22 protein-coding genes are annotated in these 23,982 nt (G+C 60.7%); 9 read left to right on the top strand and 13 right to left on the bottom strand.

The genetic code is table 11. The features are described 5' to 3' along the window. Positions 1-24 precede the first annotated feature (24 nt). From AB8B33_RS15350 to trxB, 4 genes are all read right to left on the bottom strand, one after another. A complete protein-coding gene (locus AB8B33_RS15350; protein WP_439016022.1) occupies positions 25-1,191 on the bottom strand; it encodes an MFS transporter in 1,167 nt (388 codons plus the stop codon). A gap of 2 nt (positions 1,192-1,193) precedes the next feature. Next, a complete protein-coding gene (locus tag AB8B33_RS15345; RefSeq protein ID WP_113325116.1) occupies positions 1,194-1,487 on the bottom strand; it encodes an ArsR/SmtB family transcription factor in 294 nt (97 codons plus the stop codon). A 557-nt stretch (positions 1,488-2,044) separates the two neighbouring features. Beyond that, positions 2,045-2,941 carry a LysR family transcriptional regulator VtlR gene (locus AB8B33_RS15340; RefSeq protein WP_112543602.1) on the bottom strand — a complete coding sequence of 299 codons (897 nt, stop codon included), beginning with the start codon at positions 2,939-2,941 and terminating at the stop codon, positions 2,045-2,047. A 22-nt stretch (positions 2,942-2,963) separates the two neighbouring features. Then, positions 2,964-3,938, bottom strand: coding sequence for a thioredoxin-disulfide reductase (trxB, locus tag AB8B33_RS15335; RefSeq protein WP_439016019.1), 975 nt, complete (start codon positions 3,936-3,938; stop codon positions 2,964-2,966). Between trxB and AB8B33_RS15330 the strand changes: the two genes are divergently transcribed. After that, positions 3,937-4,101 (top strand): hypothetical protein, encoded by a 165-nt coding sequence (locus tag AB8B33_RS15330; protein ID WP_439016017.1) that lies wholly within the window; start codon positions 3,937-3,939, stop codon positions 4,099-4,101. The genes trxB and AB8B33_RS15330 overlap by 2 nt on opposite strands. 67 nt (positions 4,102-4,168) lie before the next feature. Next, the gene (locus AB8B33_RS15325) at positions 4,169-4,636 is read left to right on the top strand and encodes an Lrp/AsnC family transcriptional regulator (RefSeq protein ID WP_007824299.1); all 468 of its coding nucleotides are present in this window, start codon (positions 4,169-4,171) and stop codon (positions 4,634-4,636) included. A gap of 103 nt (positions 4,637-4,739) precedes the next feature. Here AB8B33_RS15325 and AB8B33_RS15320 read toward each other — a convergent pair whose 3' ends face one another. From AB8B33_RS15320 to greA, 3 genes are read right to left on the bottom strand one after another with little or no spacing between them, the layout of a single operon-like run. Continuing rightward, positions 4,740-5,534, bottom strand: coding sequence for a hypothetical protein (locus tag AB8B33_RS15320; RefSeq protein ID WP_439016016.1), 795 nt, complete (start codon positions 5,532-5,534; stop codon positions 4,740-4,742). Positions 5,535-5,585: 51 nt separating this feature from the next. Beyond that, positions 5,586-6,635, bottom strand: a complete 1,050-nt coding sequence (locus AB8B33_RS15315; protein WP_439016015.1) for a glycosyltransferase family 4 protein — start codon at positions 6,633-6,635, stop codon at positions 5,586-5,588. A gap of 31 nt (positions 6,636-6,666) precedes the next feature. Beyond that, a complete protein-coding gene (gene greA / locus AB8B33_RS15310) occupies positions 6,667-7,143 on the bottom strand; it encodes a transcription elongation factor GreA (RefSeq protein WP_113325123.1) in 477 nt (158 codons plus the stop codon). Between the two features lie 249 nt (positions 7,144-7,392). On the opposite strand from greA, the gene AB8B33_RS15305 reads away from it, so the two are divergent. Further along, the gene (locus tag AB8B33_RS15305) at positions 7,393-8,625 is read left to right on the top strand and encodes a putative DNA modification/repair radical SAM protein (protein ID WP_439016014.1); all 1,233 of its coding nucleotides are present in this window, start codon (positions 7,393-7,395) and stop codon (positions 8,623-8,625) included. Further along, positions 8,625-10,070: a UdgX family uracil-DNA binding protein gene (locus AB8B33_RS15300; protein WP_439016013.1), complete on the top strand. Its 1,446-nt coding sequence runs from the start codon at positions 8,625-8,627 to the stop codon at positions 10,068-10,070. Before AB8B33_RS15305 ends, AB8B33_RS15300 begins: the two co-directional genes overlap by 1 nt. A 22-nt stretch (positions 10,071-10,092) precedes the next feature. On the opposite strand, the gene AB8B33_RS15295 is transcribed toward AB8B33_RS15300, so the two are convergent. From AB8B33_RS15295 to AB8B33_RS15280, 4 genes are all read right to left on the bottom strand, one after another. Then, positions 10,093-11,283: a T6SS phospholipase effector Tle1-like catalytic domain-containing protein gene (locus AB8B33_RS15295; RefSeq protein ID WP_439016012.1), complete on the bottom strand. Its 1,191-nt coding sequence runs from the start codon at positions 11,281-11,283 to the stop codon at positions 10,093-10,095. A gap of 119 nt (positions 11,284-11,402) precedes the next feature. Next, a complete protein-coding gene (gene carB, locus AB8B33_RS15290) occupies positions 11,403-14,888 on the bottom strand; it encodes a carbamoyl-phosphate synthase large subunit (RefSeq protein WP_310387058.1) in 3,486 nt (1,161 codons plus the stop codon). Positions 14,889-15,060: 172 nt separating this feature from the next. Beyond that, positions 15,061-16,089 carry a zinc-dependent alcohol dehydrogenase family protein gene (locus AB8B33_RS15285; RefSeq protein WP_439016011.1) on the bottom strand — a complete coding sequence of 343 codons (1,029 nt, stop codon included), beginning with the start codon at positions 16,087-16,089 and terminating at the stop codon, positions 15,061-15,063. Positions 16,090-16,166: 77 nt separating this feature from the next. Further along, positions 16,167-16,937 carry a LytTR family DNA-binding domain-containing protein gene (locus AB8B33_RS15280; protein ID WP_439016010.1) on the bottom strand — a complete coding sequence of 257 codons (771 nt, stop codon included), beginning with the start codon at positions 16,935-16,937 and terminating at the stop codon, positions 16,167-16,169. Positions 16,938-17,022: 85 nt separating this feature from the next. On the opposite strand from AB8B33_RS15280, the gene AB8B33_RS15275 reads away from it, so the two are divergent. After that, positions 17,023-17,511 (top strand): DUF2306 domain-containing protein, encoded by a 489-nt coding sequence (locus tag AB8B33_RS15275; RefSeq protein WP_439016009.1) that lies wholly within the window; start codon positions 17,023-17,025, stop codon positions 17,509-17,511. An 85-nt stretch (positions 17,512-17,596) separates the two neighbouring features. Next, a complete protein-coding gene (gene ypfJ, locus AB8B33_RS15270; protein WP_439016008.1) occupies positions 17,597-18,529 on the top strand; it encodes a KPN_02809 family neutral zinc metallopeptidase in 933 nt (310 codons plus the stop codon). A gap of 52 nt (positions 18,530-18,581) precedes the next feature. On the opposite strand, the gene AB8B33_RS15265 is transcribed toward ypfJ, so the two are convergent. Further along, positions 18,582-19,574 carry an aldo/keto reductase gene (locus tag AB8B33_RS15265; protein ID WP_310387067.1) on the bottom strand — a complete coding sequence of 331 codons (993 nt, stop codon included), beginning with the start codon at positions 19,572-19,574 and terminating at the stop codon, positions 18,582-18,584. 111 nt (positions 19,575-19,685) lie between these two features. Here AB8B33_RS15265 and AB8B33_RS15260 point away from each other — a divergent pair, with 111 nt between their 5' ends. The 3 genes from AB8B33_RS15260 to AB8B33_RS15250 all read left to right on the top strand — a co-directional run bounded on the left by AB8B33_RS15260 (position 19,686) and on the right by AB8B33_RS15250 (position 23,516). Continuing rightward, the gene (locus AB8B33_RS15260; RefSeq protein WP_113325105.1) at positions 19,686-20,591 is read left to right on the top strand and encodes a LysR family transcriptional regulator; all 906 of its coding nucleotides are present in this window, start codon (positions 19,686-19,688) and stop codon (positions 20,589-20,591) included. 133 nt (positions 20,592-20,724) lie between these two features. Continuing rightward, positions 20,725-21,972, top strand: a complete 1,248-nt coding sequence (locus tag AB8B33_RS15255) for a TCR/Tet family MFS transporter (RefSeq protein WP_113325104.1) — start codon at positions 20,725-20,727, stop codon at positions 21,970-21,972. 140 nt (positions 21,973-22,112) lie between these two features. Beyond that, a complete protein-coding gene (locus tag AB8B33_RS15250) occupies positions 22,113-23,516 on the top strand; it encodes an MATE family efflux transporter (protein ID WP_439016007.1) in 1,404 nt (467 codons plus the stop codon). A 118-nt stretch (positions 23,517-23,634) separates the two neighbouring features. Here AB8B33_RS15250 and AB8B33_RS15245 read toward each other — a convergent pair whose 3' ends face one another. Next, positions 23,635-23,955, bottom strand: a complete 321-nt coding sequence (locus AB8B33_RS15245) for a hypothetical protein (RefSeq protein ID WP_007824261.1) — start codon at positions 23,953-23,955, stop codon at positions 23,635-23,637. Positions 23,956-23,982 lie beyond the last annotated feature (27 nt).

Genomic DNA, 23,982 nt, shown 5'->3' with positions numbered 1-23,982 from the left:
GGAAGGTCCTTTCTGCTTGGGGGATCACTCGGCAGCAGCGGGGGCAGTCTGCGCCCGGCCGGAGAGATAGGTGAGAACAGTGGCGGCAAGGCCGATCAGGGCCATGGCGGCTGCGGCGAGGGGAACGCGATTGAGATCGAGGCCGGCATCGATGACCATGCCGCCGACCCAGGCGCCAAGGGCATTGCCGGTGTTGAAGGCGCCGATATTGATAGTCGAGACCAGGTTCGGGGCCTCCTTGCCGAAACCGACGACGCCGACCTGCAGGGCGGGAACCGCGGCGAAGGTGGCGGCGGCCCACAGGAAGAGGGTAATCTCGGCGGGGATGAAGAAGCGGCTCGTATAGAAGAAGATCGCTGAAGTCAGTGCGATCGCCGCGAAGATGGCGACAAGGGCTGTGCCGAGGCGCCAGTCGGCGAGCTTGCCGCCGATCAGGTTTCCGACCGTCAGGCCGACGCCGATCAGGAACAGGGTCCAGGTGACGCCTTCCGGCGAGATGCCCGTCACGTCGCGCAGCAGCGGAGCGATGTAGGTGAAGAGCGTGAACATCGAGGCCGAGAAGAAGACGGTAACCGAGAGCGCCATCCAGAGGCGGCCATTCCGCAAGGCGGCTATCTCACGCAGAATGCTGCTCTGCTCTTCCTGCTTATCCCTGGGCAGGATGGCGATCAGGCCGGCAATGGTGACGATGCCGATGGCGGTAACGACCCAGAAGGTGGAGCGCCAGCCGAAGGCCTGGCCGATGGCGGTGCCGAGCGGCACGCCGAGCACGTTTGCGAGCGTCAGGCCGGTAAACATCAAGGCGACGGCGCGTGCCTTGCGGTCTTCGCTGACGAGATTGGCGGCGACGACCGAGCCGATGCCGAAGAAGGCGCCGTGGCAGAGGGCGGTGACGATGCGTGCCACCATCAGCACCCAATAATTCGGAGCGATGGCGCAGAGCAGGTTGCCGGCAATGAAGAAGGCCATCAGCATGATGAGGGCCGAGCGGCGCTTCAGCTTGGCGGTCGAGACCGCCATGACCGGCGCGCCGAGGGCGACGGCCAGCGCATAACCCGTAACCAGCCAGCCGGCCTGAGGGATCGTGACAGAGAGGTCGGCTGCGACTTCGGGCAGAAGGCCCATGATGACGAATTCGGTGGTGCCTATCGCAAAAGAGCTCAAGGCAAGAACGAGCAGGGCAAGGGGCATGATTAAAGATCCTGCGTTAGCTGCTGGAGGAAGGCAGCGATCGTTTCTTCGTTACGCTTGTAGAAGATCCACTGGCCGACGCGCTTGCTGGTGACGAGGCCGGCGCGGTGAAGCGTGCCGAGGTGGGCGGAAACCGTGGATTGGGAAAGGCCGCAGCGTTCGAACTGGCTGGCGCAGACGCCCATTTCAAACGGGTGTTCCTGCGTCGGGAAGTGTTCTTCCGGATTCTTCAACCAGTTGAGGATGTCCATCCGGGCAGGGTTGGCCAGCGCCTTGAGAATCTCGTCTTTGTCCATCGTCGTTCATCGAAGTATAAATCGGATTTTCCCGATATATGGATCGACGATTTTCGATATGCAAATCACGGAGGCGTGAGCTGACGATTTTTCCGGCTTGCTTAAGTTTTAAGCAAAAAAAGAGGGCCACCGGAAAACCAGGGCCCTTTTAAGTGTGAAGGTCAAAAACCTCCAGAGGGGAACAGCCAACGCGGTGGCACTGGGAGAGAAGCCACCAAATGCATCAGCTATGAGCGATATGGTGGTTCTTTGTGCAGCTTTCAATACATTTTTGTGCATGTCTGCTATGCACTGCACAAATTTTTCCGCATTGCGGTATCTACCGACAAAAATTCGGGCAAAAAAAGAGGGCCACCGGAAAACCAGGGCCCTTATAAGTGTGAAGGTCAAAAACCTCCAGAGGGGAACAGCTAATGCGGTGGAACTGGGAGGAAAAGCCACCGTGTGCATCAGCTATGTGCGATATGGTGCTTTAATGAGCAAACAACAACCCTTTTTTGTGCATGTCAGTCATGCGTGGGTTGCATGATTTGAAATTCGTTCCATAAAAATGGAAGTCAGAAGTTCCAGTTGCGGGCCTTGCTGACGATGAAATCGCGGAAGGCTTTCAGCTTGGCGGCGTTCTTGATCTCGTCCGGATAGCAGAAATAGGTATCGAAGGAGGGGACGTCGGCATTGATTGCGAGCTGGATCAGACCGGGGTCGCGACCGACGATATAATCCGGCAGGCAGGCGATGCCGATGCCGAGCAGGCAGGCCCGCTTGATCGAGGTCTGGCTGTTGATCTGCAGATGCGGAATGCGCTTGTTGTCCGACGAGCGACCGGCGATTTCCAGCCAGTTGACGTCGAGCAGGTAGTTCGGCGCAGGCTCCCCGAAAGTGATGATGCGGTGATTGTCGAGATCCTCGATCGTCTGCGGCTCGCCGTGGCGGTTGATGTAGGAGGGGGCCGCATAGACGTGCATATGCACGGTGAAGAGCTTACGCTGGATGAGGTCCGACTGCTGCGGCTGGCGAAGGCGGATAGCGCAATCGGCATGGCGCATGTTCACATCCACTTCCTCGTTGTCGAGGATGAGCTGGATCTGCACATCGGGATAGAGCTGCAGGAATTCCTGGATCTTGTCGGTCAGCCATCCCTGGCCGAGGCCGACTGTCGTGGTGACGCGCAGCTTGCCGGACGGCGTTTCCGTCGTCTCGGTCAGTTGCATCTTCACGGTTTCGAGCTTCAGCAGCACATCATGGGCGGTGCGGTAAAGCAGTTCGCCCTGTTCGGTCAGGATCAGGCCGCGTGCGTGGCGGTGGAAGAGCTTGGTGCCCACATCCTGCTCGAGCGCGCTGACCTGACGGCTGATGGCCGACTGGGACAGATGCAGCTTGTCAGCCGCATGCGTAAACGATCCGGCTTCGGCAGCTGCGTGGAAAATACGCAGCTTGTCCCAGTCCAATGGCATTCCCCCACCCCTCATGCCACTGTTACTCCGCTGCTACGGCAACGGGCATGTGGCCCGTCAGATAACGTTCTGCCTCGAGGGCGGCCATGCATCCCATGCCTGCGGCGGTGACCGCCTGGCGGAACGTATCGTCCGTCACGTCGCCTGCGGCATAGACTCCCTCCAGGCTGGTCGCAGTCGAATCCGGTGCGGTCCAGAGATAGCCATTGTCCTTCAGCTTCAGCTTGCCCTTGAAAAGTTCGGTTGCCGGCGCGTGACCGATCGCCACGAAGACGCCGTCAACGACGACATCGGTGATGGCGCCGGTGCGGGTGTCGCGCAGGCGAGCACCGGAAACGGACGGCGGCATTGGGGGCTTTGCCGGCGTGCCAGTGATTTCGGCGACTTCGGTATTCCAGAGAATCTTGACGTTCTCCTTGGAGAAGAGACGTTCCTGCAGGATTTTTTCTGCGCGGAAGCTGTCGCGGCGGTGCACGACGGTAACCGACTTCGCGATGTTCGACAGATAGAGCGCTTCTTCGACGGCGCTGTTGCCGCCGCCGACCACGATCACATCCTTGTTGCGGTAGAAAAAGCCATCGCAGGTGGCGCAGGCAGACACGCCAAAGCCCTGGAAATGCTGCTCGCTTTCGATGCCGAGCCACTTGGCCTTGGCGCCGGTCGCAATAACAAGCGTATCGGCAGTCCAGACTTGGCCGCTATCGGTGCGGGCGACGAAGGGACGCTGGTTGAGGTCGACTTCGGTCACGAGGTCGTTGACGATCTCGGCGCCGACATGCTGCGCCTGCTGCAGCATCTGGTCCATCAGCCAGGGCCCCTGGATAGGATCGGCAAAGCCCGGATAGTTCTCGACATCGGTGGTGATCATGAGCTGGCCGCCCTGTTCCAGACCGGCGATCAAAACCGGCTTCAGCATGGCGCGCGCGGCATAGACCGCTGCCGTATAGCCGGCAGGTCCGGAACCGATAATGAGCACCTTGGTATGGCGGGCAGACATGGAATTTCCTTTCGACTGGCAGGATGCGGCGGCTAAGAGCAGAATAAGGCCGTTTCGCGATCCCTTCGCCATTTATGAACGACCAATGCTTTTATTCAAGGGCAGCCTTGCATTACCAACAAGGCAAATGCAGGCGCTGTGCAAGATTCCGTCATCTGACTGAAACTTTCTTGCGTATTCCGTCGCTTTATATAGAAGCTGCCCGCGGGGAATTAAAGAAAGGCCTAAGCGTGGTTCGCGCTGAACTTGACGTTATCGACATAAAGATATTGCGGGAACTGCAGGCCGACGGCCGCATGACCAATGTGGAACTTGCCGACCGGGTGGGAATTTCAGCGCCGCCCTGCCTGCGCCGGGTGCGCAAGCTCGAAGAAGCCGGTGTCATCGAAGGCTATCACGCCATGCTGAACAGCCCGAAGCTCGGGCTCGATCTCGTCGCCTTCTGCATGGTCGGCCTCAAGCACCAGTCGGAGGCCAACCTGAAGGCCTTTGCCGCTGCCACCACCGAATGGCCGTTGGTGCGCCAAGCCTGGATGGTGTCCGGCGACAGCGATTTCCTGCTGCATTGCGTAGCCCAAAACCTCACCCGCTTCCAGGATTTCGTCATCGAGGTGCTCACGGCCAACGAGCATGTCGATACCGTTCGCACCATGCTGACGATCCGGCAGGTCAAGAAGCTCGGGCTCGTCGAACTGTAATCTAAAGCGTGTCGCGATCTTCCAGATCCGCTTGCCACGCTTTAGGCTCTTGTTTTCGCATGTCGTTGCCGCAAAACCGCTACACACTTTTGCGCGACATGCTTTAGCCGCGCCAGGCCTTGCTCAGCCAATCGGTATTGCCGATGCGGCGATACCATTTCTGGCCGCCGCCTTCAAAAACTTCACTCATTTTCGGACTGCCGGCAAAGACGACGATCTTGGCCTCCGGTGGCAGCTCGGGATCGCGCCAGAAACTGTTGATGTGGCTGGGCACACAGGCATTCTTGAAGCTCACGCACCATTCGCGCGGCCAGTATTGCAGATGTCCATGCGCTGCGAGCTGCGCACTCTGGAACTGCTGGGAGATCTCGTATTTGGACATGGCCGCCACCGGATCGGCGATATAGGTATCCAGAATATAAGCGTGGGCGCCGATTTCGTAGCGGAAGACCGAACTATTGCCGACCGAGCCCAGGAACCTGTCGCGGGTGGGATTGACTATGCGCAGCGGCTTGGCGCGGAAGAGATCGTCATCACGGATGATGAGGAACTTTCCCGGATGCTGGAAGAGCGGTTCCAGATCATCGACGATGACGAGATCGAGGTCGAGGAAGAGGCCGATGCCCTTGAGATCGGCAAGCCCGCGGCGGAAGAGCGCAAGCTTCTGCCAGCGGCGATCCTTGGAGCCGGCCGGCAGGCCGAGCTCAGGCAGGGGGAAGGTTTCTATACCCTCGTCGAGGCCGGCGGTATTGTCGGTGAAGCAGACAAAGCGATGCGGGCGCTTCAGGTGTCGTTTGACACCGCGGTAGAGATTGTTGACATATTCGGCGCCGTAGAGCGTCCCCCACTTCATACAGAGCACGTTGACCAGGTTTTCGTTGTCGTTTGCGGTCGACATCTACGTGTCCCTACCTCCCTGATATGTCGTTGCCATGGTCTGACGAACGGCTTACGCGCCGAGAAGTTGCTGGTAAATCCGATTGATCGCCGTCGCTTCCTTTTCCAGCGCGAAATTTTCTCGCACGTGCGCCAGCGCCGTTTCGCCCTGCGCAATGGCGAGGGTGGGATCAGCAAGATAGGTGGCGATCGCCGCCGCCAGTGCCTCGCCGTCACCTGGCGGCACGATGATGCCGTTCTCGCCGGGCACGATCATTTCAGCGTAGGCGCCGGCGTCAGAGGCCACGACCGCTGTTTTCGAAGCCATGGCCTCCAGCGGTGTCAGGCCGAAGCCTTCATTGCGGGAGGGCGCGACATAGAGCGTCAGGCGGCGATACCAGACCTTGATATCTGGCACTTCGCCAATGAAGACGATGCGGTCGGTCAGGCCGGCTGCGGCGATATCGGCCTTCAGCTTGTCGGCGAATGCAATGTGCTCCGGGGTGACGCGACCGGAAATCACGGCCGTCCAGTCCGGATACTGCGGCAGCAGCGCGATCATCGCCTGGACGAAAAGATCGGTGCCTTTCTGATGGCGGACGCGACCGAAGCAGCCAATGAGGTAGCGGCCGGGCAGGCCTGTGGCAGCGATCGTGTCGACAGACCCTTCGGGGGGATGGAAGAGCGTGAGATCGACGCCGTGCTGGATGACCGTGTATGGTACCTTGAGGAACGAGCCGGAACGGCTGCTGGTGGCGATGACAGCATCCATCTGGCGGATCAGCCAGCGGGTGTAGGAGCTATGTCGGCGTTGGGCGGCCGAGGTGAAGACGAGCTTCAGCGGCATGCGCAGCACGTGACGCATGAGGATGCCCGCCGCCATCTCATTGTTGCGGCGTGCGTGCCAGACCCGGTGACGCCGTCCCGCGGGCGGACGCCGGAGGCCAGCAAGCTGCGGCCATTTCAGGCGCGGAAGTTCCGGCGGAAGGCCGGGGCCGAGGGCTGCGATCCTGATCCCTAGCCGGATCTGGCAGGGGATGAGCTGGACGATCGTCGACGTGACGCCGGAGAGCCGGCGTTTCAGGTTGGGCGCGATGATCTCGACGTCACTGATATCCGGCACTGGCTGCTCTTGAAGAGGGAGGCGCGGGCGATCAGCCCCAGGAGACGGAGAGGATTTCGTAGGCCTTCGAACCACCCGGCGCGTTGACTTCGATGGAATCGCCGACTTCCTTGCCGATCAGTGCGCGGGCGATCGGGGAGGAGATCGAGATACGGCCCTGCTTCACATCGGCTTCCTGATCGCCGACGATCTGGTAGGTCTTTTCCTCTTCGGTGTCCTCGTCGACGAGCTTCACCTTGGCGCCGAACTTGATCTTGTCGCCCGACATCTTGGAGAGATCGATGACTTCGGCGCGCGCCGTCAGGTCTTCGAGCTCGGCGACGCGGCCCTCATTGTGGCTCTGCGCTTCCTTGGCGGCATGGTACTCGGCATTTTCGGAAAGGTCGCCATGGGCGCGCGCTTCCGCGATTGCCTCGATGATTCGCGGGCGCTCCTCCTGCTGGCGCCAGCGCAGTTCTTCCTGCAGCTTGACGAAACCACCCTGTGTCATCGGTACCTTATCAACCATTTTTTCGTCCTTCTCTCCCCGCGTCTGCAGTTCTCGCAGACACAAAAGAAAACAGGTCCCGAAGGGAACTTCGGAACCGTGCTACAATCTTAGTTCGTTGCTTATAGCAGATCGGCACGCGCGATTTCCATAAAATTCTTACCGAAGCTTTCCGCTTCCCGCAGAAGTGCCTGCTTTTGAAGGGAAGTTGGGTGGAGGCTCATTTCTTCGTCTTGATTTTGCCACCGTGAACATTTAGTGAACATCGGGATGAAGAAATCGCTTAAAGAACGGTTGGCGATCCTCTCCGATGCCGCCAAATATGATGCTTCCTGCGCCTCCAGCGGCACAGTCAAACGGGATTCGGCTGCCTCTGGAGGGCTCGGCTCCACCGAAGGCTCGGGCATTTGCCATGCCTATGCGCCGGATGGGAGATGCATCTCGCTTCTGAAGATCCTGCTCACCAATTTCTGCATCTATGATTGTGCCTATTGCATCAACCGCTCGTCCAGCAATGTCGAGCGCGCCCGCTTCACACCGGAAGAAGTGGTCTGGCTGACACTGGAATTCTACCGGCGCAACTATATCGAGGGATTGTTTCTCTCCTCCGGCATCATCCGCTCGTCCGACCACACGATGGAGGAAATGGTGCGCATCGTGCGGGAGTTGCGGGTCACGCATCAATTTCGCGGCTACATCCATCTGAAATCCATTCCGGAGGCCTCCGCGCATCTGATCGAGGAGGCGGGGCTCTATGCCGATCGCCTGTCGCTCAATATCGAACTGCCAACCGATAGCGGCATCAACCGTTTTGCGCCGGAGAAGAAGCCGGCCAGTATCCGCCGGTCGATGGGCGATCTCAGGCTGAAGATCGAGGCTGCGGAAGAGCCGACGCTGCAGACCAAGAGGCGCAAGCGCTTCGTACCGGCCGGCCAGAGTACACAGATGATTGTCGGCGCCGACGGCGCCAATGATGCGACGATCCTGTCGACCAGCGGCCAGCTCTATAGCAGCTATGGTCTCAAACGAGTCTATTATTCCGCCTTCAGCCCGATCCCCGACAGTTCGAAGAACCTGCCGCTCATCAAGCCGCCGCTGATGCGCGAGCACCGGCTCTATCAGGCGGACTGGCTCTATCGTTTCTATGGTTTCGGCATCGACGAAATCACCTCGACACAGCAGGGCGGCATGCTGGATCTCAATCTCGATCCCAAGCTCGCCTGGGCACTCGGCCATCGCGAGGACTTCCCCGTCGATGTCAACCGCGCCGATCGCGAGAAGCTGCTGCGTGTGCCGGGCCTCGGCACCAAGACGGTAAAGGCGATCCTGACTGAGCGGCGGCAACGCCGTCTGCGGCTTGAAGACTTGCCGCGGCTCGGCGTGTCGATCCGCAAGGTGCAGGCCTTCATCACTGTCGAGGGCTGGACGCCGCATCGTCTTGTCGACCGGCCGGACTTGCGCGCGATGTTCGAGCCAAAACCCGAACAGTTGTCGCTGCTATGATGCGCCGGGTGGTTCTGGAGGGTAGGGGCAATTTCGAGGAATGGCGCAAGGCCGCTCGCGCCTTCGCCGCAGCTGGGATTCTGCCAGAAGAGATCGACTGGCATGAAAAGAGCAGCGAACCGGGCTTTGCCTTCCAGCGTGACGCCTTGCCGCCTGATCCTCCTGCCGACGCCAAGCCGATGAGCGTTTCGCCGGCTTTCATGGCGTTAGCCGAGGCCGTGATCTGCCATAGCGATGCCAGGCGTTTTTCGCTGCTCTATAGCCTGCTCTGGCGATTGCAGGAAAACCGGAACCTGCTGGATCTGGCGTCCGATGAAGAGGTTTCGCGTGCTCTGCTGATGCAGAAGAGCGTGCATCGCGACGCCCACAAGATGACGGCCTTCGTGCGCTTCAAGGAGGTGGCGGCACCTGCCGGCGGGCGGCGAAAATTCATAGCCTGGTTCGAGCCGGATCATTATATCGTCGCGCGCAAGGCGCCCTTCTTCCAACGCCGCTTCACCGACATGGACTGGCTGATCGCGACGCCGAAGGGTTCGGCCGCCTGGGACGGCGAGCGGCTGACGACAAGCAATGTGGCCTGCGAGAAACCTGACATCAGTGACGCGACCGATGATCTCTGGCGCATCTATTATGCCAGCATCTTCAATCCGGCGCGGCTGAAGGTGAAGGCCATGCAGGCAGAGATGCCGAAGAAATACTGGAAGAACCTGCCGGAAGCCGATCTCATCCCTGGCCTGATCGCCGAGGCCGAAGCAAAAGTGCTCGCCATGGCCGAGCGCGAGGCGACCATGCCGCTTCCCTATCACAATAAGATCCAGGAGGCGGCAGCCCGCATGCCGGCCCCGCAGATGGCCCCTGCGGGAACGCTGGAGGCATTGCGCGAGGAGGCCGCCGTCTGCAGCCAATGCCCGCTGCATGCGAAGGCGACGCAGACCGTCTTCGGCGAAGGGCCAGATGATGCCGAGATCATGTTCGTCGGCGAGCAACCAGGCGATCAGGAGGATCTCGCAGGTCGACCCTTTGTCGGGCCGGCGGGTAAGGTTTTCGACGAAGCGATCGCGCAGGCCGGCATCGATCGGTCGAGGCTCTATGTCACCAATGCCGTCAAGCATTTCAAATACGAGCCGCGCGGCAAGCGGCGTATCCACCAGAAGCCCAATCTCGGCGAGGTGCAGCATTGCCGCTGGTGGCTGAAGCTGGAACTCGATCTCGTAAAGCCGAAATTGATCGTGGCGATGGGCGCGACGGCGCTCTATTCGCTGACCGGCGAGAAGCAGAAGCTGGAGGATCTGCGCGGACGCCCGATCGCGATGGAGGAGGGGCGATTGCTCTTTGTCACGGTGCATCCCTCCTATCTGCTGCGAATTCCGGACGAGGGGAGGAGGGCACAAGAGCTGACCCGCTTCCGGCAAGATATGAATCTGATCAAGGGCCTGGCTGCCTGAGCGTAGAATTCGATTCAATGCGTCAGGGGACGAAGACCGGATCTTTCGGCAGGTTCGGCGGATTATATCCGGTCACCATGCGCACCCTCACGGATTCATGCAGGTTTGCGCCGTCGGGGATGAAACGCCTGTCTTCGCGGGGCAGATAAATGCCCCTTCTGTCGCCGCGCCTGCGCCAGGAGTTTTCCGGCACGCGCCGCGGGATATATTCGAGCAGCTTCCACCCTACGCTCATTGAGTTGTGCAGCGGCGCTGCCGCATTGAGCTCGACATAGTATTTGTCGCTTTTGCCAAGGACGATATTGTTGATCGTGCGCGAAACGTAGAGCAAGCCTGAGGGCCCCGTTTCGCGGATCATCCAGTCGAGCGGTATCTTGATCTGTGCGCTCTCGGCCTCCGGGTAACCGCCGCCGATATCGCCGTGGACGCCTGCAAACCAGACCTCCTTAAAGTCCTGTTTTGCGATCGCGGGCTTGAAGGGATTGCCGCGGTAATCCTGATCCGGCGCCCACAATTCCGGTTGAAACATGGTTCTGCGTTCGTCGATCGCCATGGCATGGCGCACATATTCGACGCTCGGATTCTTGCGGGTGAAGGGGTGGGTCTTGAACTGAATGCGCCCTTTGCCCTTTTCGATGACAGAGGCAACCGTATCAAAGAGACCGAGCAGCTTGATCGGCGGGCGGTCGTTGCGCAGCATGCGCTCGTAGAGCCGCATGCTCTTGAAGGCCGATGAGGGATCCCCGCCATCGGCGCGCTGCTCCTGTTCGGGAATGCCCTTATAGGTTCTGTAAGCGTAATCGAGCAGGTTCAGGTGATATCTGCTACACGGCCCAAAAGCATGGATGAAACCTGCGAGAACGCGGGCCGTATAGGCGCCGCGGCTGAAGCCGAAAATATAGATGCGATCCCTGTCGGGATGGCCGCCGTGATCGTCGGGCGTGCCGGCATCGTAATTTTCGACGAGGAAGCGGTAGGCGCCTTTGACGTTTTCATCGAGACCCCAACCAGTGGTAAGGCCCCAGACCTCGATAGACTTGCGGTAGAAGGGCGACCAGGCGTCTGCCGCACCCAGCGTGCCGACGCCGGGGTCGTAATAGACGATCTGTTCGTCGGAGCGCTTCAGCGTTCCGAACAGACGTAAAATATTGGTGCGATCTGCAGTTATCTCGTTCGACGTGCCGTCGAACAGGATGACGATATTCTTCGACATGCTGCTTCCCCGATACGGCCGGGGAGCAGGCTAACACCAAGTATCCATGTCTGCAATTTTGGGTCGCAGTTTTGACGAGCCTAGGAGGCGAGCGCGAAGAGGCGATGCCTCTCCCGGGATCAGAAGTAGCTCTGCAGCGGGCGGACTTCGAGATTGCCGGCCTTGAGCGCCTTGATGGCTTGGGCGGCAGCTTCGGCGCCGGCCATCGTGGTGTAATAGGGCACCTTCTGCATCAGCGTGGCGCGGCGCAGCGACTTCGAATCCGAGATCGCCTTGTTGCCGTCGGTCGTGTTGATGACGAGTTGGACCTGGCGGTTGCGGATGGCGTCTTCGATATGCGGACGTCCCTCGAGAACCTTGTTGATCTTCGCGGCGGTGATGCCGTTTTCGGCGAGGAAGCGGGCGGTGCCGCCGGTCGCGAGAACCTTGAAGCCCTGTTCGACGAGGATGCGGATCGCCGGCAGAACGCGCGGCTTGTCTTCGTCGCGCACGGAAACGAAGACCGTGCCTTCACGCGGCAGTTCGACGCCGGCGCCGAGCTGTGACTTGGCGAAGGCCAGCGCGAAATCGGTATCGAGGCCGATGACTTCGCCGGTCGAGCGCATTTCCGGTCCGAGCAGCGTATCGACGCCCGGGAAACGGGCGAAGGGGAAGACTGCTTCCTTGACGGCGATGTGCTTCAGGGCACGCGGATCGGGCTTCTCGCCGTAAGCCGCAAAGGTCGCATCCAGCTTCTCGCCGGCCATGACGCGGGCGGCGATCTTGGCGATCGGCGCGCCGATGGTCTTGGCGACGAAAGGCACCGTGCGCGAAGCGCGCGGATTGACTTCGAGCACGTAGACCGTGCCGTCCTTGATGGCGAACTGGACGTTCATCAAGCCGCCGACATTGAGGGCCTTTGCCATGGCTTTCGCCTGGCGCTCCAGCTCGTCGAGCATCTCGCGCGAGAGCGTGCGCGGCGGCAGCGAGCAGGCGCTATCGCCGGAATGGATGCCGGCTTCCTCGATGTGTTCCATGATGCCGGCGACATAGACGTCTGTGCCGTCGGACAGGCAGTCGACGTCCACCTCTATGGCGTGGCTGAGATAGCTGTCGAACAGCAGCGGGTTCTTGCCGAGCAGGGTGTTGATCTGGCCGGTCTTGTCGTTCGGGTAGCGTTGCTTGATATCCTCGGGTACCAGTTCCGGAACCGTGTCGAGCAGGTACGTCTGCAGCTGGCCTTCGGAATGCAGGATCTGCATGGCGCGGCCGCCAAGCACGTAGGACGGGCGCACGACCAGCGGGAAGCCGATTTCGGCGGCGACGAGGCGGGCCTGCTCGACCGAGTAGGCGATGCCATTGTTCGGCTGATTGAGATCGAGCTTCATCAGAAGCTTCTGGAAACGGTCGCGGTCTTCGGCAAGGTCGATCATGTCGGGCGCGGTGCCGAGGATGGGGATGCCGTTCTTTTCGAGCGCTTCTGCGAGCTTCAGCGGGGTCTGGCCGCCGAACTGGACGATGACGCCGACGACTTCACCCTTTTCCTGCTCTGCGCGCAGAATTTCGATCACGTCTTCGGCCGTCAGCGGCTCGAAATAGAGGCGATCGGAGGTGTCGTAGTCGGTGGAAACCGTTTCCGGGTTGCAGTTGATCATGATTGCTTCATAGCCGGCATCCTTCAGCGCGAAAGCGGCATGGCAGCAGCAATAGTCGAATTCGATGCCCTGGCCGATACGGTTCGGGCCGCCACCGAGGATGACCACCTTCTTGCGGTCGGAGACCAGCGCCTCGGAGCGCGCAGCGCCGACGAAAGGCGTTTCATAGGTCGAGTACATGTAGGCGGTCGGCGAGGCGAATTCGGCGGCACAGGTGTCGATGCGCTTGAAGACTGGGCGGACGTTGAGCGCGTTGCGCAGCTCGGCCACTTCCTTCGGGCGCTTGCCGGTCAGGGTGGCGAGGCGGGCGTCGGAGAAGCCCATGGCCTTCAGCATGCGCAGGTTGGTTGCATCATCAGGCAAGCCGTGCTCGCGGATGCGGGCTTCCATCTCGACGATGTTCTTGAGCTGGGCGATGAACCACGGGTCGATCTTGCAGCCTTCATGAACCTCTTCGATGCTGAGGCCCATGCGCAGCGCCTGGGCGACCATACGCAGGCGGTCCGGCGTCGGCGTGCCGATCGCGGCGCGGATGGCGTTGTGGCTAGATTCGCCTTCTTCGGAGTCCGGGATTTCGATCTCGTCGAGGCCGGTCAGGCCCGTTTCGAGGCCCCGCAGTGCTTTCTGCAGCGATTCCGCGAAGGTACGGCCAATCGCCATGACTTCACCGACCGACTTCATGGCCGTGGTGAGAACCGGGGATGCGCCCGGGAATTTTTCGAAGGCGAAACGCGGGATCTTGGTGACGACATAGTCGATCGACGGTTCGAAGGAAGCGGGCGTCGCGCCGCCGGTAATGTCGTTCTCCAGCTCGTCAAGCGTATAGCCGATCGCGAGCTTGGCGGCGATCTTGGCGATCGGGAAGCCGGTGGCCTTGGAGGCCAGCGCCGAGGAGCGCGACACGCGCGGGTTCATTTCGATGACGACGAGGCGGCCGTCCTTCGGGTTGACGGCGAACTGCACGTTCGAGCCGCCGGTTTCGACGCCGATCTCGCGCAGCACCGCGATCGAGGCGTTGCGCATGATCTGGTATTCCTTGTCCGTCAGCGTCAGCGCCGGAGCAACGGTGATCGAGTCGCCGGTATGGACGCCCATCGGATCGATGTTTTCGATGGAGCAGATAATGATGCAGTTGTCCGCCTTGTCGCGGACGACCTCCATCTCATACTCTTTCCAGCCGAGGACGGATTCTTCGACCAACACTTCGGTGGTCGGCGAGGCATCGAGGCCGCTGCCGACGATTTCGAAGAATTCCGAACGGTTATAGGCAATACCGCCGCCGGTGCCGCCGAGGGTGAAGGACGGTCGGATGATGGCGGGCAGGCCGACATGGTCGATCGCCTGGGCGGCGATTGCCATGGCATGGCTCATATAGCGCTGCTTGCGGTCGCTCTCGCCGAGGTTCCACTGGTTTTCCAGCTCGTCGAGCGCCTTGTCGAGGTCGGGGCCGGAGAGGCTCTCGCGCAGCTTGGTACGCTCGGCTTCATGCGTCTTGCGGTCGGCGTCCTTGATGTCGGTGGCGTTTGCCAGCATCGAGCGCGGCGTTTCAAGGCCGATGCGGGCCATCGCCTCGCGGAACAGCGCGCGGTCCTCAGCCATGTCGATGGCGGCAGGTTTTGCGCCGATCATCTCGACATTGTAGCGATCGAGCACGCCCATGCGCTTCAGCGAGAGAGCGGTATTCAGTGCCGTCTGGCCGCCCATGGTCGGCAGCAGCGCGTCGGGGCGCTCCTTGGCGATGATCTTGGCGACGACTTCAGGCGTGATCGGCTCGACATAAGTGGCATCGGCGAGGCCCGGATCGGTCATGATCGTTGCCGGGTTGGAGTTGACGAGGATGACGCGGTAGCCTTCCTCCTTCAGCGCCTTGCAGGCCTGGGTGCCGGAATAGTCGAATTCGCAAGCCTGGCCAATGACGATTGGTCCCGCACCGATGATGAGGATCGATTTGATGTCTTGGCGCTTCGGCATGGGCGATATCCATTTCTAGCTGCGCAAAAAGCCGGCCAGGGTGGGAGGTCACCGGGTCGGGTCGCGCATTGAGGGTCTTTTCAGGCTAGAAGCGGCTTATAGGCAAATGTTTTTGCAAACGGAACCCCATAAATCATGGAATCGACAGGAATTCGGACCGGCCTTTGGAAGCCTATTGCCCGCCGGGCACGACGAGCGTGCGAATCTCGCCGCCAAGCGCCGGATTGGCGATCGCTTCAGGCGCCTGTTCGAGTGTGATCCGACGCGAAATCAGCGGCTCCACCTTGATCGCGCCTGAGGCGATGAGATCGGCGGCGCGCCCGTGCGTGAAAGGGTTGAGGAAAGAGCTGACGAGGTTCACTTCGCGAAACAGCAGGTCGAAGGGCTCGATCTCAATCTTTGCGCCTTGCGGCATGACTCCGAGGATGATGGCCGTGCCGCCGCGTCTTGCAAGCTTGGGAGCCTGCATCATCGTTTCGGGCACACCAGCACATTCAAAGACGACATCGGCGCCGCCGGGCAGCAATCCACCTTCTCCGGTAATGCTGCTAACGGCATCCGCCTGTGACGGATCGAAGCTCGCGGTGGCGCCTAAGCTTTCTGCGAGCGCGCGTTTCTCGGCATTGCGGGTGACCAGAAGAATGCGTGTCGCACCGGCGAGCCGGGCAAGCTGGACGGTGAGCAGGCCGATCACACCGCCTCCAAGCACGATCACGGAAGCGCCTGTCTTGATGTTGGCGAGATCGACGCCGTGCAGGCAGCAGGCGAGTGGCTCGCAAAAGGCACCGTGCAGGGGATCGAGGCCAAGCGGCAGGGCGAAGGCCTGTTTCTGCGGAAGGATGACATAATCGGCAAAACCGCCGTCTTTATGGATCCCGATCGCCTGCAGGTTCCGGCAGAGATTGACGCGGCTGTTGTGGCATTCCTCGCAGCGCCCGCAGGCGATATTGGGATCGCCCGTGACCCGCATGCCGGGGTGGAAGCCGATGACCTCGGGGCCGACCGCTTCGATGATGCCGGCGAATTCGTGGCCGAGGGTCACTGGTGGATGGGAGGGGAATTCACCCAAGAAAAGATGCCGGTCGGTGCCGCAGATGCCGCAAGCTTCCACGCACACCAGCAGATCACCCGGTCCGGGAACGGGCTTTTCGACCTTGCGCAGAAACAGCTTTCCGGTCGCTTCCAGGCGCACGGCTTTCATCGGCATTCTCCTCCAGGTCTCCTTATCATCAGGAAGCGGGAAAGCAGGAGTCGCGTCAAGCATTTGCCGGCATTTCTTCAGCCGAAGCGTTTGCGGGCTTCCTCGGCAAAACTCCGGCTGACCGGGATCTGCGTGCCGTCACGGGTGAGGATCAGGATCTTGCCGTTATCGCGTTTCAGGGATTCGACATGGGCATCGGCCACCCAATGCGACCTGTGCACCTGAAGCCCTGGCGTTTCTCCGATCTCGCGCAGCGCATCGGAAAAGCGCAGGAGCACCAGCTCGCGGCCGCGGCTGGTGATGACCTCGGTATAATGGTCCTGCACGGAAAGGCGCAGCAGGGCGCCGCGGTTCTGTGGCTTCAGCCGGTCGAGGACGGAGGCTGCCGGAGGTGTTTGCGCCGTTGCCTGCTCGATCTGCCGATGCATGGCGAGGTAGGTCAAAAAGCAGAAGAGGGCGCAGAGCGGCAGCGCGAAGAGCGCCCTTGCGAAGCTGCTGCCAAGCGCGGCCGGATTGCCAGTGAAGGCATAGTCGAAGAGGCCGATTGCAAAGCCGATCGGCAGGGCTGCGACCAGTGAGCCGATCATCATGCGCCAGAACATGCGGTCCAGCACCTTGCGCAGCAGCGCATCGGCAAGAACCGAAAATAGGACGGCGATGGACCAGGCGACGGCGTGCAGGACCAGCCAGTAGGCGAAGCGCTCGCCGGCCGCCATGCTTTCCATCGTCCCATAGGGGCCGGTGATCGCGAAGATCAGGACGATGGCGAGGAAGGTTCCCCAGAAGCGCGGCGCGCGCCAGAAGACCTGCAATTCGCGAAGCGTGGATTGCAAGGATGGGTGATCCACGAAGTTTTCCCGCCGTCTACGCCATGTTTGTTGAGAGGAATGCAGTCATGCCGGAAACGGGGGACGAATTCAACCGGAGCCGCTCATGACCCTGGAACCTCTGCTTAATGCCCCTGTTGCCATTCAGGTCCACGTTGCCGCCGTGGTGCCGGCGGCTATCCTCGGCGCCTATCTGCTCGCGTGGCCGAAGGGCACGCCGCGGCATCGTCTGCTCGGCAAAATCTGGATGGTGCTGATGGTGGTGACGGCTCTGTCGAGCTTCTTCATCCACCAGATCAATCTCGTCTATGGCTTCAGCCCAATCCATCTTCTTTCCGTCCTCGTGCTGGCCGGAAGCTGGCGGGCGGTTCTTGCCGCGCGGCGGCATGATATCCGTACACATCGGCGGATCGTATCAGGCATGTATTTTGGCGGCATCGTCGTTGCCGGCCTTGCGACACTGCTGCCGGGCCGGCTGATGCATGCGGTCACATTCTCCGGCAATAGCTGGCTGGCCCTGGCGCTGCTTGGGCTGGTCACCGCTGCGATCGGCGCGGCCATCGGGTTTCGTCCGCGCCGCAGCCGGGTCGCGTGAGGAAGCGGCTGGAATTCGTCCTCGCGGCGGATATATAACTGACTCCTGTGAGCATGCATGAGGCGCATCGCCGGGGAGATCGATCATGGAATGGAAAGGCCGGCGTCAGTCCGACAATATCGAGGATCGCCGTAGCGATCCATCCGGTGGCATGGGACGCAATCCCTTCGGCCGTGGCGGCGGCTTCAGCTTTCCATCAGGCGGCGGCGTTGGCCGTCGTGGTGGCGGGCTCAGCATTGGCACGATCATCTTTCTCGTCGTCATCTACCTGATCTTCAAGGCGATGGGTATCGACCTGATGCAGGTGATGGATGGCGGCGGCGGTTCGACGGGAGATTCCGGCTATTCGCAGAGCGAGTCTTCCCCACTGGCGCCTGCCAATGACGAGATGACCGCCTTCGTGCGCACGGTTCTCGCCGAAACCGAAGATACCTGGCATGGCATCTTCCAGTCGCAGGGCAAGGATTATGAGGAGCCACGTCTCGTGCTCTTCTCCGGCCAGACCCAGTCGGCCTGTGGATTTGCCTCGGCTGCCACCGGTCCGTTTTACTGCCCCGGTGATCACAAAGTTTATCTCGACACCGCCTTTTTCCAACAGCTTTCCGACCAGTTCGGCGCATCCGGCGATTTCGCCGAGGCCTATGTGGTCGCCCATGAGGTCGGCCATCACGTGCAGAACCTGCTCGGCATCCTGCCGAAGTTCAATCAGGCGCGCCAGAGCATGAGCGAGGCCGATGCCAACAAGATGTCGGTCCGCGTCGAACTGCAGGCAGATTGCTTTGCGGGCATCTGGGGCAAGTATACGCAGCAGAAAGGCATTCTCGACGCCGGCGATCTGGAGGAGGCGTTGAACGCTGCGCAGCAGATCGGCGACGATACGCTGCAGAAGCGTTCGCAGGGCTATGTCGTGCCCGAGAGTTTCAACCACGGCACGTCGGCGCAGCGCATGCGCTGGTTCAAGCGTGGCTTCGATAGCGGACAGCTTTCGGCCTGCGATACTTTCTCCAACCCGATCTGATCAGGATATTCGGCACCCTGCCCGAAGGCAGGGTGCCGGTCAGCCGGGCAGCTTACTTTTCGCTGTCCATGTGCTTGAGCTGAGCTTCAGGATAACGGGCGCCCTTGGCGGCCCCCTTCGGCACGGCGCGTTCAATGGCGGAGAGATCGTCTGCGGTGAGTTCCACTGCGCGGGAGCCGAGCGCTTCCGTCAGCCGGTCGCGGCGGCGGGCGCCGACCAGCGGTACGATATCCTTGCCCTGTGCCGCTACCCAGGCGATCGCGACTTGTGCGACCGAGGCGCCCTTGAGGGTGGCGATCTTCCGGAGTTCTTCCACCAAAGCAAGGTTTTCATCGATATTGCCTTCCTGGAAGCGCGGACTGACGGCCCGGAAATCGCCTGCGCCCTGCTGGCCTTTCTGCCAGTGGCCGCTGATGAGGCCGCGCGACAGCACGCCATAGGCTGTGATGGAGATGCCGAGCTCACGGGTCGCGGGCAGGATCTCACCTTCGATGCCGCGGGAGATCAGCGAATATTCGATCTGCAGGTCGGCAATCGGTACGACGGCAGCGGCCCGGCGGATCGTATCGGCGCCGACTTCGGACAGCCCGACATGGCGGACGTAACCAGCCTTGATGAGATCTGATATCGCGCCGACCGTGTCCTCGATTGGCACATTCGGATCGAGGCGGGCAGGGCGGTAGATGTCGATATAATCGACGCCTAGGCGCTGCAGCGTATAGGCAAGGAAGTTCTTCACGGCGATCGGGCGGGCGTCGTAGCCGTTCCAGCCATTGGCGGGATCACGCAAGGCGCCGAACTTGACGCTGATGATGGCGTCTTCACGCTTGCGGCCCTTGAGCGCCTCACCGATCAGCATTTCATTATGGCCCATGCCATAGAAGTCGCCTGTGTCGAGCAGGTTGACGCCGGCATCGAGTGCTGCGTGGATGGTCGCAATGCTTTCAGCGCGATCAGATGGGCCGTACATGCCCGACATGCCCATGCAGCCGAGGCCGATAGCCGAGACTTCTGGACCGGTTTTTCCCAAACGATAGGTCTGCATTTTCTTCTCCTTCAGCGGCGCCCCGATGGCGTCTTCGGATGCTGTTTTACCGCAGCCGAATTTGTGCGATAATCCGGATAGTCTCGAACGGGCCGTACGGGAAAATGCACAATGGACGACCTTCCCCTCAGTGATCTGGATGCCTTTGCCGCAATTGCAAGAGAGCGCAGCTTCCGCTCCGCGGCCCGCAAGCGCGAGGTTTCTGCGTCGTCGCTGAGCGACTCCCTGCGGCGCCTCGAAGAGCGGCTTGGTGTCAGGCTTCTCAATCGTACGACGCGCTCCGTCACGCTGACGGCGGCGGGCCAGCGATTGCTCGAGAGGCTTTCGCCGGCGCTTGCGGAAGTGGCGGCCGCGCTCGGTCAGCTCGACAGTTTTCGTGACAGTCCGGCGGGCACGCTCAGGCTCAACGTGCCTGGTATCGTCGTAAAGCTCTTCATGGCCGATCTCGCCGTGCGGTTTCTGGCGCTCTACCCGCAGATCACGCTGGAGATCATTGCCGAAGATACATTCATCGATGTGCTGGCCGCCGGCTTCGATGCCGGCATTCGTTATGACGAGCGGCTGGAGCGCGACATGATTGCCGTGCCGATCGGTCCGCGCCGGCAGCGCTATGTGACGGCGGCTGCTCCCGCCTATCTGGAAAAGTGGGGCATGCCACAACATCCGCGGGATCTGCTGGAGCATAGCTGCATCCGCCATCGCTTCATCAGCGGCGCTTCGCTTGCCTGGGAATTCGAACGGGGTGACGAAGTGCTCGTGATTACGCCATCCGGTCCCATCATCGCCAATGCTGTGGAGATGGAGATCGAGGCCGCCCTTGCCGGTCTCGGCGTCATCCGTACCTTTGAAGAACTGCTTGCGTCGGGCATTGCTGAGGGCAGGCTGGTGCCGATCCTTGAGGAATGGGACAGCGAATTTTCCGGCCCCTTTCTCTATTATCCGAGCCGCCACCACATGCCCGCGCCATTGCGGGCTTTTGTCGATTTTGTACGGATGGAGCAGCGAAAGAGCGCGTGAACCATCTGTTTCGGCGGTCTCTCCATCAAAACATTGAAATGTTCACGTATTGTTTCGGTCATTCCAATCGGCTATGTCATATATCCGGCGACGAGATCGTCTTTCCAGAAAATATCAGCTGTAGAGATGTCTTATGCTTGATCCGAAATTCGTTCGCCGCGGCCTTTTCCTGGTCTTCATCATTCTCTTTCTGGACGTTATCGGCATTGCGATCATCATGCCGGTACTGCCTGTTTATCTGGAGCAATTGACGGGCGGCACGGTCAGCGATGCAGCCGTTGACGGCGGCTGGCTGATGCTGATCTATTCGCTGATGCAATTCCTGTTTGCGCCGCTGCTCGGAAACTTGAGCGATCGTTTCGGGCGCCGTCCGATCTTGCTGCTCTCGGTGCTGACCTTCGCGTTCGACAATTTCATCTGCGCCATCGCCACCAGTTATTGGATGCTCTTCGTCGGCAGGGTGCTCGCGGGCATCAGTGGCGGCAGTTTCGCCACCTGCTCTGCTTACATTGCCGACATCAGCAACGAGGAGAACCGCGCCAAGAATTTCGGCCTGATCGGTATCGCCTTCGGTGTCGGCTTCACCGTCGGCCCCGTGATCGGCGGCTTCCTTGGCGAGTTCGGGCCGCGCGTGCCGTTCTATGGTGCCGCCGCGCTTTCCTTCATCAATTTTGTTGCCGCCTGTTTCCTGCTGCCGGAAACGCTCGAAGCGAAGAACCGCCGTACCTTCGAATGGAAGCGCGCAAACCCGCTCGGCGCTTTGCGGCAGATGCGGCACTATCCCGGCATCGGCTGGGTTTGCCTCGTGATGTTCCTGTTTTTCCTCGCCCATGCCGTCTATCCCTCGGTCTGGCCCTTCGTCTCGACCTTCCGCTATGGCTGGAGCGAAGGGCAGATCGGCCTGTCTCTCGGCCTCTACGGGATCGGCGCCGCTGTGGTCATGGGACTCGTTCTGCCGCGTGTCGTGCCTGTACTCGGTGAATGGAAGACGGCGCTGCTCGGCCTGTGTTTCTCGATGGCCGCCCTCACAGGTTATGCTTTCGCCTGGGAGGGCTGGGTCGTCTATACCGTGATCGTACTGACGGTTATGGAGAATGTTGCCGATCCGCCGCTGCGCAGCATTGCCGCCGGTAAGGTGCCGCCATCCGCACAGGGTGAGTTGCAGGGCGCGCTTACCAGCATCGGCAGCATCACGACGATCATCGGCCCGCTGATCTTCACCCAGATGTTCGGCTATTTCACCAAGCCGGATGCACCGATCACCTTTGCCGGCGCGCCTTATCTGCTGGCCGCTTTCTTCATCCTCCTTGCTGCGGTTGTATTCCTGACGCGGGTGACGACATCGAAAACACCGGCACAAGCCTTCAACGCGGCGGAGTGATCCATCAAAAACAGTGAAGCCGTGATGAATTTTTCAGCATCTGCCTGTTTTGGGGTGGTTCTTTGCGTCGCTTTGCTCTAAGCCGACATGATATTTTGCCGCACTGCGGCCCGTAACGATTCAATCTCAGGAATAGTGTCATGGACACGCCGATCGACGTGCGCGCCGTTGCGCCTGCAAACGACAACCGCTGGTCTGCGCATTTTCGCGCCACGCTGATGCTCGGCGTGCCGTTGATCGGCGCTCAGCTCGCGCAATTCGGCATCGGCATGACCGATGTGATGATCGTCGGTCAGCTCGGAGCAGAGCACTTGGCCGCCATGGTGCTTTCCGCGCAGTTCCTGTTCACGATCCTGATTTTCGGTTCTGGCTTTGCGATTGCCGTCATCCCGATGGTGGCCCAGGCCTATGGCCGCGGCGATGTCGTGAGCGTGCGCCGTTCGCTGCGCATGGGTATCTGGGTCGTCATCTGCTACTGGTTGCTGATGCAGCCGGCCTTCTACAATTCCGAGGCAATACTGCGTTATTTCGGGCAGAAGCCTGAAGTGGCGAAGCTTGCCCACGGTTATATCATCATCGGTCAGTTCGGTGTGCTGCCGGGTCTGCTCTATAATGTCATGCGCGGGCTTGTCAGCGCCATCGGCAAGGCCGGCGTCATTCTTCAGGTCACCATCGCCATGCTGGTGCTGAATGCGATCGGCGCCTACATCCTCGTGCTCGGCCATTTCGGCTTCCCGGTGATGGGGCTGGAAGGGGCTGCAATCGTGTCCGTTGCGGTGCAGGCGGCCGGTTTCCTCTTCATCCTCTCCTATGTACAGGGCAGGGAGGAGACGCGGCGTTATGAAATTTTCGTGCGCTTCTGGAAGCCGGACTGGCATGCCTTTTTCGAAGTCATCCGCTTGGGCTTGCCGATCAGCATCACCATTCTCGCCGAAGTGAGCCTCTTCACGGCAGCCTCGCTGCTGATGGGCCATATCGGCACGATCGAGCTTGCTGCGCATGGCATCGCTCTGCAGTGGGCATCGATGGCTTTCATGATCCCGCTCGGTCTCGGCCAGGCGGCAACGGTGCGGGTCGGTGTCGCGCACGGGCAGGGCGATCATGCCGGGCTGGTGCGGGCGGCGATCACGGTGCTGATCATCGCCAGCATCGCTGCGATCATCGGCAGCATCATCTTTGCGACCGTGCCGCAGCTTCTGGCGCGGCTGTTCCTCGATGTCAGCCTGCCGGAAGCGCCTGAGGTGCTGGCCTATGCCGGTCCGCTGATCGTCATTGCCGGTCTCTTCCAGTTCGTCGATGGGGTGCAGGCGATCGCCAGCGGCCTGTTGCGCGGGCTGAAGGATGCGCGCGTGCCGATGATCCTGGCGCTGATTGCCTACTGGCCGATCGGCTTCTTCCTCGCTTGGGCCTTTGCCTTCCCGCTCGGTCTCGGCGGTCTCGGCATCTGGTTAGGCTTTCTTGTCGGGCTTGCGGCCGCGGCCGCCATGCTCTGCACGCGCTTCTATATTCTCGTTCGTCGGGAAGGGGCTGCGGCCGGCGCCTGAGCCGGCCGTCCTACAGCATCGGCCCGAAAATCGGAATCGATTTTCGGAAGCCTTATGCGTAGATTCAAAGAGTTAGAGCGTCCTTTGTGCGTCCGAATGGACGTACGGCGCTCTAGTATCAGGCGGCGACAGGCTTGTAGCTGGCGATATCTGCGCGGATGCCGAGGCGCGCAAACATTTCCTGCGGGTCGAAATTGGCCGCCTTGTGGGCTGCGGCAACGACCGCCCGCACGCGTTCGACGACATCGGCGCTTTCCCATTCGGCAACCGTGACGAAATTGAATTCGCCGGGGCCGGCAACCTGTTCCAGCACCGTATGATTGATGAAGCCGTCCTGTGCCTCCAGCACCTTATGGGTCATCATCACATTGACGAGAAATTCCTCACGCGCCGCAGCCGGCACGACGAATTTGTCTATCCTGTAGAAAGCTCCGCTCATCCAGTCTTCTCCTGCATCTGATGTGTT

Origin of the sequence: Rhizobium sp. 768_B6_N1_8, assembly GCF_051811225.1 — a bacterium.
In the GTDB taxonomy this organism is placed as follows: Bacteria; Pseudomonadota; Alphaproteobacteria; order Rhizobiales; family Rhizobiaceae; genus Rhizobium.
Note: the sequence above shows the minus strand (reverse complement) of the source record. Positions and strands in the feature narration are given on the sequence as shown.

Coding starts and splice junctions, on each gene's coding strand:
- AB8B33_RS15345 (WP_113325116.1), bottom strand. CDS start 1,487: ATGGACAAAGACGAGATTCTCAAGGCGCTGGCCAACCCTGCCCGGATG.
- AB8B33_RS15340 (WP_112543602.1), bottom strand. CDS start 2,941: ATGCCATTGGACTGGGACAAGCTGCGTATTTTCCACGCAGCTGCCGAA.
- AB8B33_RS15295 (WP_439016012.1), bottom strand. CDS start 11,283: ATGTCGAAGAATATCGTCATCCTGTTCGACGGCACGTCGAACGAGATA.
- AB8B33_RS15350 (WP_439016022.1), bottom strand. CDS start 1,191: ATGCCCCTTGCCCTGCTCGTTCTTGCCTTGAGCTCTTTTGCGATAGGC.
- AB8B33_RS15305 (WP_439016014.1), top strand. CDS start 7,393: ATGAAGAAATCGCTTAAAGAACGGTTGGCGATCCTCTCCGATGCCGCC.
- trxB (WP_439016019.1), bottom strand. CDS start 3,938: ATGTCTGCCCGCCATACCAAGGTGCTCATTATCGGTTCCGGACCTGCC.
- AB8B33_RS15275 (WP_439016009.1), top strand. CDS start 17,023: ATGACCCTGGAACCTCTGCTTAATGCCCCTGTTGCCATTCAGGTCCAC.
- carB (WP_310387058.1), bottom strand. CDS start 14,888: ATGCCGAAGCGCCAAGACATCAAATCGATCCTCATCATCGGTGCGGGA.
- AB8B33_RS15265 (WP_310387067.1), bottom strand. CDS start 19,574: ATGCAGACCTATCGTTTGGGAAAAACCGGTCCAGAAGTCTCGGCTATC.
- AB8B33_RS15285 (WP_439016011.1), bottom strand. CDS start 16,089: ATGAAAGCCGTGCGCCTGGAAGCGACCGGAAAGCTGTTTCTGCGCAAG.
- AB8B33_RS15255 (WP_113325104.1), top strand. CDS start 20,725: ATGCTTGATCCGAAATTCGTTCGCCGCGGCCTTTTCCTGGTCTTCATC.
- greA (WP_113325123.1), bottom strand. CDS start 7,143: ATGGTTGATAAGGTACCGATGACACAGGGTGGTTTCGTCAAGCTGCAG.
- AB8B33_RS15260 (WP_113325105.1), top strand. CDS start 19,686: ATGGACGACCTTCCCCTCAGTGATCTGGATGCCTTTGCCGCAATTGCA.
- AB8B33_RS15320 (WP_439016016.1), bottom strand. CDS start 5,534: ATGTCGACCGCAAACGACAACGAAAACCTGGTCAACGTGCTCTGTATG.
- AB8B33_RS15250 (WP_439016007.1), top strand. CDS start 22,113: ATGGACACGCCGATCGACGTGCGCGCCGTTGCGCCTGCAAACGACAAC.
- AB8B33_RS15330 (WP_439016017.1), top strand. CDS start 3,937: ATGGAATTTCCTTTCGACTGGCAGGATGCGGCGGCTAAGAGCAGAATA.
- AB8B33_RS15300 (WP_439016013.1), top strand. CDS start 8,625: ATGCGCCGGGTGGTTCTGGAGGGTAGGGGCAATTTCGAGGAATGGCGC.
- ypfJ (WP_439016008.1), top strand. CDS start 17,597: ATGGAATGGAAAGGCCGGCGTCAGTCCGACAATATCGAGGATCGCCGT.
- AB8B33_RS15245 (WP_007824261.1), bottom strand. CDS start 23,955: ATGAGCGGAGCTTTCTACAGGATAGACAAATTCGTCGTGCCGGCTGCG.